A 12,800-nucleotide genomic window follows, 5' to 3' on the forward strand; every position below is an offset into this window, starting at 1 on the left:
GCCATGCCCCCGAGACGACGTTCGGCGCTGCTCGCGAGGTTGGTCGTCGACGAGCCAGGTCGCCCGCAGATCATCCTCGGCGAACTGCGCCGGGTAATTCTCGACGGAGCGGTGCCGCCCCGTACGCTCATCCCGCTACGCGAGGTGGCGGAGTTGTTCGGGGTGAGCCACATTCCGGTGCGTGAGGCGCTCGCGACGCTGCTGGGGGAGGGGCTGGTCACGCACGAGCCGCACGCCGGGTACGCGGTGGCACAGCTGACCGCCGCGGAACTGCGCGAGATGTACATCGTGCGGGAGACATTGGAGACCGCTTCGCTGGCCGCCGCAGCCCGGAATCACTCCGCCGCCGATCGCGCCGAGCTACTCGAGGTGAATGCTGGCCTGGAACAGGCCATCCGCGACGACGATCCGGTCGCCTACCATCGCAGGTCGCGCATGTTCCATGTGGCGTTGACCCGGCCGTCGCGTATGTTCCGGCTGCTGCACATGCTCGAGTCCGCGTGGAACGTCACTGAGCCGGTGCAGTCGATGGTGCACATCGGGCGGGCCGATCGGGTGCGTCTGCACACCGACCACGCCCTGATGCTCGACGCGTTTCTCGCCAGGGATGTCGATCGCCTGCTACTCGTCGCCGAACAGCACCATCGCCGGCTGGAGGCCGTGATCGCGACGTTGCCCACCGACACCGGTTTGCTCGCTCCGGAGAATATATCTGCCGCGCAATAGCTGGGCAATCCAAGCGCAACGGCCGGGCAATAGCCGATTCCTACCGTCGTTTCGATCATAGTTTCACCCTTCCGATGGGAACGCCATGACCGAAACCGTCGCTCCGGTAGCGCCGAATACCACGCCCACGCCTACCGACTACGATCCGCGGCTCACCAATGAGGACCTGGCCCCGTTGCGCGAACAGCGCTGGGGCTCTTACAACATCTTCGCGTTCTGGATGTCGGACGTGCACAGCGTCGGCGGTTACGTCACCGCGGGCAGCCTGTTCGCGCTCGGGCTCGCCAGCTGGCAGGTGCTCGCGGCCCTGCTGATCGGGATCACCCTGGTGTACTTCTTCTGCAACCTGGTCGCCAAGCCGAGCCAGGTCACCGGCGTGCCGTACCCGGTCGTGTGCCGCAGCGCGTTCGGTGTGCTCGGCGCCAATATCCCGGCCGTCATCCGCGGTTTGATCGCGGTGGCCTGGTACGGCATTCAGACTTTCTTGGCCTCGGCGGCGCTGGACGTGGTTCTGGTGAAGCTCTTCCCGTCGCTTGCGCCGTACGCGGTGGCCGCCGACTACGGGTTTCTCGGCCTCTCGCTGCTCGGCTGGGGCAGCTACCTGACGCTGTGGATAGTGCAGGCCTGCGTGTTCTGGCGTGGCATGGAGTCCATCCGGCGATTCATCGACTTCTGCGGGCCAGCGGTGTACGTGGTGATGTTCCTGCTGTGCGGCTACCTGATCGCGCAGGCAGGCTGGGGTGCTATAGACCTGAGCCTCGGCGCGGTGCGGTACACCGGATGGGATTCGGTGCCGGTGATGCTCGGTGCCATCGCGCTCGTGGTGTCCTACTTCTCGGGTCCGATGCTGAACTTCGGCGACTTTTCTCGGTATGGGAAGTCGTTCGCGGCGGTGCGGCGGGGCAACCTGCTCGGCCTCCCGTTGAACTTCCTGGTGTTCTCGCTGCTGGTGGTGATAACCGCTTCGCTGACGGTACCGGTCTATGGCGAGCTGATCACCGACCCGGTCGCCACGGTTGCGCGGATCGACAGCACCTTCGCGATCGTGCTCGGCGCGCTGACCTTCACCGTCGCCACTATCGGCATCAACATCGTCGCGAACTTCATCTCGCCCGCATTCGACTTCTCGCACGTGAGCCCGCAGCGGATCAGCTGGCGTGCGGGCGGCATGATCGCTGCGGTCGGCTCGGTACTGATCACGCCGTGGAACCTGTACAACAACCCGAACGTCATCCACTACACCCTCGAGGTACTGGGCGCCTTCATCGGCCCGCTGTTCGGTGTGCTCATCGCCGACTACTACTTGGTGCGTAAACAGCAGGTAGTGGTGGACGACCTGTTCACCATGTCCAGCAGTGGAACCTATTGGTACCGCGGGGGATACAACCCCGCCGCGGTGATCGCGACCGCGATCGGCGCCCTGGTCGCCATGATCCCGGTGCTGGCCAAGGATGTCACCGGGATGTACACCGCGGCGCAGTACAGCTGGTTCATCGGTTGTGGCCTCGGTTTCCTGGTCTACTACCCGTTGGCCACCCGTGCCCGGCTGGCGGTGCGGGGAAGCGCGGACTGATGCGCATCCGCGTGGTCAATCCGAACACCACCGAGGCGATGACCGACACGATCAGCAGTGCGCCAGGGCCGTCGCGGGCCACGGCGTCCTGCTCGACGCGGTGACCTCGGAGATGGGACCGGCGTCCATCGAGAGTCACTACGACGAAGCGCTGAGTGTCCCGGGGCTGCTCGCCGCGATCCGGCGCGGGGAAGCCGACGGCGTCGACGGCTATGTGCTGGCCTGCTTCGGCGATCCTGGTCTCGACGCCGCCCGGGAGCTGGCCAGGGGACCGGTGGTCGGTATCGCTGAGGCCGCCATGCGCACGGCAAGCTACCTCGGCCGGGGATTCAGCGTGGTTACCACGCTGCAGCGGACTGTCGGCCGGGCCACCGACCTCGTGGAACGCTACGGGATGCGGCGGTTCTGTCGCGGCATTCACGCCTGCGAGATCCCGGTCCTGGCGCTCGACACCGATCCGGACGCGCGCAAGATCGTCACCGAGGCGTGCCGGCACGCGATCGAGGTGGACGGGTCCGACGCGGTCGTGCTCGGATGCGCCGGCATGGCCGATCTGTGTGCGCATGTGCGCGCCGAAGTGGGCGTGCCGGTGGTGGACGGCGTGGCGGCGGCGACGCTGACCGTGCAATCGCTGCTCACGCTCAGGCTGCGGAAATCGGGCCGGGGGGAGTTCGCCGCGCCGCCGCCCAAGCCGTACGCCGGCCCGCTGCGGTTCTTCGGCGTCTGAACCTGGTCAGGCAGCCGCTGCGGTGGCGAGCTTGCGCAACTCGGCGTCCGGGTCGGCGACGTCGACGATGAGGCGGGTAACCTCGGCGCCCGCCAGGTCGATACGGATGGCGTGGCCGTCGAACCGGGTGTCCCAGAATTCCTTGCGCCCCTTGCCGCGGAACGTGCCCGCCGCGATCACACCGGGGAAGAACGTGCCGGGCGCGCGCACCCACGGTGGGCGGCGGTCGACACCGGCCAGGCCGAGCGCGGTGATATCGGACGCATCGAAAGTCACTCGATCGCGCAGCGCGAGCAGTTGATGCGCACCGAGCACGTGAACCGTGACCGTCGTTCCCGTGACCTCGAACTCGACCATCGCGCACCTCACTCCACCGGAACTCGTACAACGTCAGGATGAAGAACGGTCCTGGCCAAAGCCTGTGCCGTTCCTATGATTTCTCTCAGTTTCGAGCCATGGTGTTACAAGGATATGCGCATCTATCTATGGGTCTCGGCGTGAGGTCCCATCAGGGGCATGCCCTGGGCGTACGGCTGAATTCACCGCTGATGGGGATCGAGGCGGCCAGGTCGGGTTCCGTCGCCGCGTGCGCGGTCGATGGTGCTCGGTGGCCGCCTCGAACCGATCAGCGCACTGGTATGCCCGTGACGTGCGCGTGGTGGGCGATATCGAGGACCCCGGCCAGCCACGGCGCGTAGGCGGCCGGATTGTCGGTCAGAGCGTCGCGCAATGCTTCCGGTCGGATCCACACGTAGTCGGCGACCTCGGCCGGGTCCGGCCGGGGCGTGCCGTCCAGTTCGCCGATCAGCACGTGGTCCCACTCGGACTCGACACGCCCGGTGCGCCGGTCCGCGGCGTGATAGCGGTAGATCCCCGCCTCGCTCAGCGTCGCCGTCAACCCCATTTCCTGGGACAGCCGCACCGCCGCCGCGGTGGCGACCGAGTCGCCGGGGGCGGGGTGGCCGCAGCAGGTGTTGGCCCAGAGCAAAGGGAATCTGGTCTTCACCGCCGCGCGCTGCTGCAACAGCACCCGACCCTCCGAGTCGAAGAGCAGCACGGAGAACGCGCGGTGCAGCAGTCCCGGAGCCATGTGGGCTTCGGCGACCGAACACGCGCCGACCGCGCGCCCCGCGTCGTCGACCAGTTCGACGGGCAGGGCCTCGCGGTCGCTGATCGGCTGGACGAGGGTGTCGGTCACCTGCTCACCTTATCGGCGGCAATCAGCAGGTAGTGGAAGCTGCCCTCCCGGTAGGCGGTCAGGAACGGCTGCTCGACACCCGTCGCGAGCTCGGATTTCGTGCGCAGCTCCCAGTACGGGATGGTCGCCGCCGTGAGGTCGGTCACGGCGATGGGCACCAAGTGATTCTCGGCCATGGCGCGGAAGTACTCGCCGCGCGGATGGATCATGCAGCCGTAGTGCGCATCGATCCAGCTGACCGAGGAGGAGCGTCCTCCGGTCACGTCATTGGAGCAGCCGGTGATGCACACGTAGCGGCCACCCGGCTCCAGCAACCGGGAGAGCTCGCGGAAGAGGTCGAACAGGTCCACGTACATCGTGGTCTCGTTGGTCCAGATGCCGCGCATGGAGCCGGCCTCGAATCCGGTGTCCAGCATGTTGCGGAAGTGGAACCGCACCTTGTCCGCGACGCCGCGATGGGCAGCCTGATCATTGGCGAACCCGACCTGGTATTCGGAGATGGTCACCCCGTCGACCTGGCAGCCGAAGCGCTGATTTGCCATGAAGCTGGTGCCGCCGCGGCCGGAACCGCCGTCCAGCAGCCGGTCACCGGGGCGGACGTCACCGAGGTGGTCGAGCAGGAAGTCCGCCTGCGCGGTCTCCAGCCGGTGCAGCTCGGTGACGATGCGCTCCTCGCGGGTGTCCTCCGGTCCGGTCAGCACGGACAGGTCTGGCTCGCCGATGCCGTAGTGATGGTGATAGAGACCGTCGACCTCGCCGAGTTTCGTGTTGACCCGGTCGCCGTTCGGGTTGTTGTTCCAGTACGCGGCGACGGACTTCTGGTAACTCGTACGCAGAACGGTCCCGGTCTCCGGGTTGAGCATGGTCATGCGCGATCATCCTCTCTCGGTGCTGGTACTGCCTCAGTGCGGGTCGCGATAGCGCTTGCTGTCGGCGTGCCAGGCGCGGTTGCCGCCCATCCAGGCCCACAGACCTGCGAGGAAGCGGCCCAGCTCCGGCGATCCCGCCGTGGCCAACGGCGCCGCTTCGCGTTCGAATCGGTGCACCAGTTCGTCGTGCACCTCGGCGGTGCGCAGCACGGCCTCCCGGCGCGAGCAGCACTCCTCGGCGGCCAGGACGGTCGGCAGGTTGAACTCCCTGCCACCCGAAAGGTCCTCGCGCGCCATCGAATACAGGTCGTTCACCATCTGGCTGGCGAGCGCGGCCGTGGTGACCACCCGGCGCACCGCGGGATCGGTGTATTCCGCAGCCCCCAGCTCGTAGCCCCCGACCACGTCGGTCGGCGCCATGCACGGCAGGAAGCTGTGCGGCTGCCGGTTGGTGAGGTACTCCCATACGGGCGGCATTCGTCCCGCCGCCCGCCATCCCGCCTCCGCGCCGAGTGCGATGAACCAGCCCGCGATCTCGGTGCGCAGCCGGGCCAGTTGCGCCGGGCCGGCGTAGCGGGCCAGATGGGCGAAGGAGGTGCGGAACGCGCGCAGGATCGGGTCGGCGTCGAGGGCCGCCTCGAGCTGGGCTTGGTAGCGCGCCGGCAGATGGACCGGATCCATCGCGGCGGCGGCCAATTCCAGGCGCGGTCCCAATTCCGCCTCGGCGCTGGACGGGGTGCCGTCCGGTGCGTGGTCGTCGGCGTCCTCCTCGCAGTAGTAATCGTCCACCGACCATTCCGAGACCGCGCATTTCGCCACCGCCAGCAGCCGGTCTGGGTCGTCGCAGTCGGGATGCGCGAGCATGATCAGCCGCCCGAAGTCGGCGTCGCGCAGCGTGTCCAGGCGGCCTTCGTACAGCCCGATGCCCGCGGCCCAGTCCACGATCCCCTCGTTGACCGCCGCGGCGAGCGCGGGATCGTCGCGCACTGGCGGTGGGCAGTACAGCGGGGGAATCGAATCCTGGCGATCGCCGTTCGCCGTGGCGGTATGCGGCCAGGTCGGCCTCCGTGGAACCCGCGCGGAATTGCTCGCGGGCTCCGGTTCGGCCCGTTCGCCCGGCGCGACGAACACCGACGGCACGGCTGCGCGCGCCGGGGACGAGACGCCGCGCATGCCGAGCAGCGCCGAGGCCGTGCGCAGCCCGGTCGGTCCCGAGGGTATGCGTGGCGCCGGAGGTAATGGCATCCCGCCCGCGGTACCGGTCGCGAGCGCAGCTCCCGGTGCGTCGCCGTCGGGTACTGCCGCATCAGTGTGGGCATCGTCCGGAAGATTCGCCGCGTCGCCAGGGAGGCGGCCACCGCCTGGAGGCGTCGTTCGTCCCTCTGGGTGCTCGTGCGCGCGCGTAGACGGATGCGTCGTATCCCACACCGCGCCGACAGGCTCCGTGGCGCGGCTGATTCCGCGGGGCGGCAGCAACAGCGCGGCGGCGCCGAGTCCGGAGGGACCGAGCAGGGCAGGCGGCGCCGCCCCCGCCCGTTGGTGGGACGGCGAATTAGCCAGCGAGACAACCGGTTCCGCTGGAAGCAACGCGCGCGGTGCGGTCGTGCTGGTGTTGGTGAGCAGCGCGGCGACGGTGGTGGCCACCTCATCGGTGGTCTTGGCCGCCGCGGTGCGGGAGAGCACTGACATGCTCGTCCCCCGGTCAGTCGGCTTGCCGGGCGACCAGGACGTTGTCCAGCACGCCCAGCGCGTCGGGCACCAGAACGGCCGCCGAGTAGTAGCAGCTGACCAGGTAGGAGATGATCGACTGGTCATCGATGCCTTTGAAGCGGACGTTCAGGCTCGGCTCGTACTCGTCCGGGATGCCGGTCTGGTGCAGGCCGATCACTCCCTGATCCTTCTCGCCGGTGCGCATGGCCAGGATCGATGTGGTCTGGGTGTCGCTCACGGGAATCTTGCCGCAGGGGAAGATCGGCACGCCGCGCCATGCGGGCACCCGGTGCCCGTCGACCTCGACCGGATCGGGGTAGAGCCCGCGCTTACTGCATTCGCGCCCGAACGCGGCGATCGCCTTCGGATGGGCGAGAAAGAGTTTCGTGCTGCGGCGCATGCTCAGCAGCTCGTCCATGTCGTCCGGGGTCGGCGGGCCGGACTCGGTGTAGATACGCTGCTTGAGATCGCAGTTGTGCAGCAGGCCGAAATCGGGGTTGTTCACCAGGTCGTGCTCGCGCCGTTCGTAGAGTGCCTCGATGGTCAGCCGCAGCTGCTGCTCCACCTGGTTCATCGGGTCGTTGAACAGATCGGCGACCCTGGTGTGCACCCGCAGCACGCTCTGCGCCAGGCTGAGCTCGTACTCTCGCGGGGCGCCGTCGTAGTCGACGAAGGTGCCCGCCAGCAGCGGCTCGCCGGAGTGGCCGGAGGCGACCTCGATGTCCGCCTCACCTTTGGTGTTCTGCGGGCGGCTTGGCGCCGCGGCGACGCTGTCGAGTTGCTCACGCAGCGCTGGAGCGCTGTCGAGCAGGTCGGCGAGTGATTGCCGGGGGAGAACCAGCAGGGTAGTCCTGGTGAGGGTCTTGACCGTGACCGGCCAGATCGCCGACGGGTCGGTGAGCATGGCGTCGCCGAAGAAATCACCGCCGGCCAGCATGCCCAGCTTGGTCTGTTCGCCGTATTCGCCCGAGCCGATCTTGCTCAGTTTGCCGTGCACGACCAGCAGGACCTGATCCATTGGATTTCCGAATTCCGCTATCACAGTGCCGGGTTCGAGGTCGCGCTGTTCGAAATGCCGTGCGAGGGAACCCAGCACCGCTTCGTCATCGAAGTCCCGCAGCGGCGGGAGCTCGCGCAACTCCTGGGGTATCACCCGTGCGGTCGAGCCGTCGATGACGAATTCCACCTCGCCGTTGCCGACGGTGTGGGTCAGGCGGCGGTTCACGCGGTACACACCGCCGCTGACCTGCGTCCATGGCAGCACGCGGGTGAGCCAGCGTGAGCTGATGCCCTGCATCTGCGGTTCGGATTTGGTGGTGTGCGCGAGCAGCCCAGCCGTGCTGGTACTGAGGCTCTTGCGCGCGTGGTTTTCCGTTTGGACCGGCATTTCTATGGTCATGCGTGAGTCCTCACCTCGAGACGGCCACCGAGACAATCGATGGTGACGAGTTTGGGGTCGATAGTTCAGAGTCGCTGGGTGTTCACAACAAATCAGCAGACGCGGAGGTCTGCGAAGCTCATCGAACGAAATCACCTACGCACCAGGGCGTTCCAGACGTGATCGATGGTAGACCGCGAAACAGCCTGCGCGCAGAGAAATTTCGAAGATCGCTCCGGCGCCGGTCGGATGGTCACGACATGCGGTCGATTCCGGTAACGGTAAATGATTTTCGAGGATAATTCTCCGAATTACCTTCTGATCGCTGTGGATTAGCTGTCTTCGGCGACTGTTGTTCACTCGGATCCACCGGGTGCCCAGCTGGCCAGGCTTCGGGGGTTCGTCACCGTTCGGCGGTCGCGCTAACGCTGATACTTCCCGGCCGACTGTCCGCGTCGCGGACGTTCGGGTCCGGGCATTGCCGCGACGACAGGGGTCGCCACGATGCCCACCATCGGCGGCGTATGCCGCGGCTTGCTCGCCGCGGGCCGCACCCGCCTGCTCGGAGCACTGCCGTGTTCTTCTGGCTCGATGATCGTTCTGATCGCCGCGCTGGACCATCGCGTTCCGCGATGATCCCGGCATGGGGCTCGGACGCGTTCGCGAGCAGGTGGGCGAATGTCATGGCAGGCTGACCGTGGCGCCGGTCATGTGACGTGTCACAGCGGACACATAATGGACATGAGGTGTGGGAAGCTCGTCTGAACACCTCGGGGTGTGTGATGCGGGTCACGTTCTAGCGTAGGGCCAGGAGCGATGGTGAAGTTGAGTGCGAAGGATGTGGTGGGTTCGGTGCAGCGGTTGATGGCGACCGCGCAGAACGGCCTCGAGGTCATCCGCTTCGGCGGGTTGACCCATGACGTCGACGCGTCCCCGTTCGAGGTCGTCGAGCGCAGACGCATGTACCGGTTGCGCCACTACTTCCCCGACGACACCACCCCCGGTCGTCCTGTGGCGCTGCTGGTTCCCCCGCTGATGGTGAACGCCGACATCTGGGACGTGAACGCCGAAGGCGGCGCGGTCGGCATCCTGCATCAGGGCGGAGTCGATTGCTGGGTGGTCGATTTCGGCTCACCCGCGAGCGAGGAGGGCGGCTGGCAGCGGGATCTCGCCGACCACGTGCTCGCGGTCAGTAGCGCGATCGATACCGTCACCGAGGCCACCGGCAGCGGGGTGCATCTGATGGGTTACTCCCAAGGCGGCATGTTCGCCTACCAGACCGCCGCCTACCGATACGGCAAAGGCGTGGACAGCATCGTCACCTTCGGCGCCCCGGTCGACATCGTCGCGGGCATTCCGTTCGGCCTGCCCTACGGCATGGTCTCCGACCTCGCCGATTTCCTGGCCGACCACGTGGTCACCCGGCTGCCGATCACCGACTCCATGGTGCGGATCGGCTTCCAGCTGCTCGATCCGGTGAAGACCGCCAAGTCGAGGATCGATTTCCTGCGTCAGCTGCACGACCGCGAGGCCCTGCTGCCGAAGGAGCGCCAGCGCCGCTTCCTCAACAGCGAAGGCTGGGTCGGGTACGCGGGCCCGGCCGCGGCGGATCTGCTCAAGCAGTTCGTCGCGCACAACCGGCTGATGCTCGGCGGTTTCGTGATCCGCGATCAGCCGGTCTCCCTGGCCGAGCTGAAATGCCCGATCCTGGCGTTCGTCGGCGAGGTCGACGACATCGGCCAACCGGCCGCGGTGCGCGGTATCGTCCGTGCCGCGCCGAACGCGGAGGTCTACGAGGCGACGCTGGTCGCCGGGCATTTCGGCTTGGTGGCGGGCAGTATGGCGACCAACCACACCTGGCCGCTGGTGCGGGAGTGGGTCCAGTGGATGAACGGCGACAAGCCGCTGCCTCCGGAGATCGTGCCGATGGCCGAGCACGTGCCGAACAATCGTCCTCGGTCGGCGGCCACCCGCGTGATCCACACCGCCGCGACGCTGGCGGAGGCGGGCACGGGGGTGGGGAAGGCGCTGGAGGGCATCGCGAACAACACCGTGCGCGGCTCGTTCGAGCTGGCCGGCGAGGCGGCGCGGGCGCTGCCCAGGCTGACCCGCCTCGGCATGATCCAGCCGCACACCAGGATCTCGCTCGGCCGCCTGGTCGCCGAACAGGCGCGGCGGGCTCCGCAGCGGGACCTGTTCCTGTTCGACGACCGGGTGCACACCAACGCCGCGGTCAACACACGCATCGACAATGTCGTGCGCGGCCTCGTCGAGGTCGGCGTGCGTCCCGCGATGCGCGTCGGCGTGGTGATGGAGACCCGGCCCAGCGCACTGGCCGCCGTCGCGGCGCTGTCCCGGCTCGGCGCTGTGGCGGTGCTGCTGGCTCCGAGCAGCGAACTGAGTCACGCGATCGAGCTGACCGGCGTGGAAACGCTGATCTCCGATCCGGAGAACCTGCGGCAAGCCGCCGCGACCGGCGCCAGGGTGCTGGTGCTCGGCGGCGGCGCTGCGCGCGAGCTGGCGATCCCCGCCAGTGACCAGATGATCGACCTCGAGCAGATCGATCCCGCCGAGGTGCGGCTGCCCGCGTGGTACCGGCCGGATCCCGGCCTGGCCCGGGAGCTGGCGTTCGTGCTCGTCACCGGCACCGGCAACCGTCTGGAGACGAAGTACATCACCAATCATCGCTGGGCGCTGTCGGCATTCGGCACCGCGACAACGGCTGACCTGAACCGCAGGGATACGGTGTATTGCCTTGCGCCGCTGCATCATTCGTCCGGCCTGTTGGTCAGCCTGGGTGGTGCGGTCGCGGGCGGCAGCCGGATCGCGCTGGCGCGTTCGCTCGATCCGCAGCGCTTCGCGGAGGAGGTACACCGCTACGGCGTCACCGTGGTCACCTACACCTGGACCATGCTGCGCGACATCCTCGACGCCGACGTCTTCCCGAGCGGTCACCGCCACCCGATCCGGCTGTTCATCGGCTCGGGGATGCCCGCGGGGCTGTGGCGGCGCACCGTCGAGCAGTTCGAGCCCGCCCGGGTGCTGGAGTTCTACGCCTCCATCGAGGGCGACGTGGTGCTGGCCAATGTGACCGGCGCGAAGCGCGGCTGCAAGGGCAGGCCGGTGCCGGGCACCGCCAAGGTGGAACTGGTGGCCTACGACCCGATCACCGAAAGAATCCTGCTCGACGGGTCCGGTTTCGCCCGGCGCTGCGCGGACAACGAGGTCGGGCTGCTGATCGGCAAGGCGTCCGAAGGCGTGGACATCTCCGCGGGCGGCCTGCGCGGTGTATTCACCGCCGGTGACTCGTGGATGCCGACGGAGAACCTGTTCCGCCGCGACAGCGACGGCGACCACTGGCTGATGGACCGCGCGGACACGGTGATCCGCACCCGCCGCGGCCCGGTCTTCGGCCAGCCCATCGTCGACGCGCTCAACGACATCACCGCCGTCGACATGGAGGTCGCCTACGGCCTCGACGTCGGCGACCACTGCGTCGCGGTCGCGGCGGTGAGCGTGCGCGAGGGCTTTCGCCTGGAACCCAAGGACGTCACCGAGGCGGTGCGCGCTCTGGAACCGGACCAGCGTCCCGACCTGGTGTATCTGGTGGACGACATCCCGCGCAGCCCGTCCTACCGCCCGTCGACTCGCGCGGTGCAGGACGCCGGGCGACCGCAGCCCGGACCGGACACCTGGTGGTACAACCGCGCGTCGGACGCCTACGAGGTCCTCACCGAGAGCAGGGCACGAACGCTGTTCGGCGATTGACGACCCGGTCGGCCGAGTATTGCCAGTCACGTTGCCGAAGCACGGGATTCACCGGCCAATGGCATAGTGAGTCCTTGTGAGAACGAGCCTTATCTACCGCAACGGGACCGTCTACGAGGCACTGATGCGCGGACTGTACGGCAGGCACTACGCGGCTCGGTATCGCGCCATCGCGGAACTCGTCCCGTCGGGGGCGAGCGTGGTCGACCTGTGCTGCGGACCCGCGACGCTCTACACCCGCTACCTGCGCCACAAGTCGGTGGACTACACGGGCCTGGACCTGAACGAGCGCTTCGTCGCGCGGGTGACCGAGGCGGGCGGGCAGGGAAAAGTGTGGAACCTGCGTTCCGACCAGCCACTTCCCACCGCCGACTACGTGATCATGCAGGCCAGCCTCTATCACTTCCTCCCCGAACCTGGGCCGGTGATCGATCGGATGCTCGCGGCGGCCACCGAGCAGGTGATCGTCGCCGAACCGGTCCGCAACCTCGCGACCAGCGACAATCCGGTCCTCGCCACCATCGGCAAGCGTTTCACCGACGCGGGCGACGGCGAACAGGCCCACCGCTTCACCGAGCCGACGCTCGACGAGTTCTTCGCGGGGTACGGCGCTCAGGTGGTGCGGCAATCGCTGATCGCGGGCGGCAGGGAGAAGCTCTACGTGCTCAGCGCGTAGGGGAACCGGTTCGCCGCCGACCGAACCACTGTGTCGACAACTGGCGAACCTCGCCGTTTGTCGCTTCCGAGCACTCTGTACCGGGAGGCGTGGTCCGCAGGCGGTCGCGGCTCCGTCATCGCCGATGGCTGGGCGAAGCTCTACGTGCTCAGCGCGTGCGGCGGAACCCGGTTTC

The 12,800-nt window shown here is 67.7% G+C and carries 10 protein-coding genes and 1 pseudogene; 6 read left to right on the plus strand and 5 right to left on the minus strand.

Annotated elements, in window-relative coordinates; translation table 11 throughout:
• Window positions 1-3 precede the first annotated feature (3 nt).
• The 3 genes and pseudogenes from IU459_RS21060 (at window position 4) to IU459_RS21070 (ending at window position 3,026) form a co-directional block, all read left to right on the plus strand.
• Window positions 4-726 carry a GntR family transcriptional regulator gene (locus IU459_RS21060; RefSeq protein WP_195131256.1) on the plus strand — a complete coding sequence of 241 codons (723 nt, stop codon included), beginning with the start codon at window positions 4-6 and terminating at the stop codon, window positions 724-726.
• Between the two features lie 85 nt (window positions 727-811).
• On the plus strand, window positions 812-2,299 hold the full coding sequence (locus tag IU459_RS21065; protein WP_195131257.1) for an NCS1 family nucleobase:cation symporter-1: 1,488 nt from the start codon (window positions 812-814) through the stop codon (window positions 2,297-2,299).
• Window positions 2,299-3,026, plus strand: a pseudogene (locus IU459_RS21070) (aspartate/glutamate racemase family protein). Before IU459_RS21065 ends, IU459_RS21070 begins: the two are co-directional and overlap by 1 nt.
• A 6-nt stretch (window positions 3,027-3,032) precedes the next feature.
• Here IU459_RS21070 and IU459_RS21075 read toward each other — a convergent pair.
• The 5 genes from IU459_RS21075 to IU459_RS21095 form a co-directional block, all read right to left on the minus strand.
• Window positions 3,033-3,383 (minus strand): hypothetical protein, encoded by a 351-nt coding sequence (locus IU459_RS21075; protein WP_195131258.1) that lies wholly within the window; start codon window positions 3,381-3,383, stop codon window positions 3,033-3,035.
• A 268-nt stretch (window positions 3,384-3,651) separates the two neighbouring features.
• Entirely contained in the window at window positions 3,652-4,224 is a 573-nt protein-coding gene (gene idi / locus IU459_RS21080) for an isopentenyl-diphosphate Delta-isomerase (protein ID WP_195131259.1), read from the minus strand.
• Entirely contained in the window at window positions 4,221-5,093 is an 873-nt protein-coding gene (locus tag IU459_RS21085) for a geranyl diphosphate 2-C-methyltransferase (RefSeq protein WP_195131260.1), read from the minus strand. The genes idi and IU459_RS21085 overlap by 4 nt, the downstream gene beginning before the upstream one ends.
• Before the next feature lie 33 nt (window positions 5,094-5,126).
• On the minus strand, window positions 5,127-6,782 hold the full coding sequence (locus tag IU459_RS38605; protein WP_228838233.1) for a family 2 encapsulin nanocompartment cargo protein terpene cyclase: 1,656 nt from the start codon (window positions 6,780-6,782) through the stop codon (window positions 5,127-5,129).
• A 13-nt stretch (window positions 6,783-6,795) separates the two neighbouring features.
• Window positions 6,796-8,202: a family 2B encapsulin nanocompartment shell protein gene (locus IU459_RS21095; protein WP_195131261.1), complete on the minus strand. Its 1,407-nt coding sequence runs from the start codon at window positions 8,200-8,202 to the stop codon at window positions 6,796-6,798.
• A 483-nt stretch (window positions 8,203-8,685) separates the two neighbouring features.
• Here IU459_RS21095 and IU459_RS39340 point away from each other — a divergent pair, with 483 nt between their 5' ends.
• The 3 genes from IU459_RS39340 to IU459_RS21105 all read left to right on the plus strand — a co-directional run bounded on the left by IU459_RS39340 (window position 8,686) and on the right by IU459_RS21105 (window position 12,625).
• Entirely contained in the window at window positions 8,686-8,817 is a 132-nt protein-coding gene (locus tag IU459_RS39340) for a hypothetical protein (protein ID WP_267469852.1), read from the plus strand.
• Between the two features lie 180 nt (window positions 8,818-8,997).
• Window positions 8,998-11,949, plus strand: a complete 2,952-nt coding sequence (locus IU459_RS21100; RefSeq protein ID WP_195131262.1) for an AMP-binding protein — start codon at window positions 8,998-9,000, stop codon at window positions 11,947-11,949.
• 76 nt (window positions 11,950-12,025) lie between these two features.
• Window positions 12,026-12,625, plus strand: a complete 600-nt coding sequence (locus IU459_RS21105; protein WP_195131263.1) for a class I SAM-dependent methyltransferase — start codon at window positions 12,026-12,028, stop codon at window positions 12,623-12,625.
• Window positions 12,626-12,800: the final 175 nt, after the last annotated feature.

The organism is Nocardia amamiensis (assembly GCF_015477605.1).
GTDB classification, from domain to species: domain Bacteria; phylum Actinomycetota; class Actinomycetes; order Mycobacteriales; family Mycobacteriaceae; genus Nocardia; species Nocardia amamiensis_A.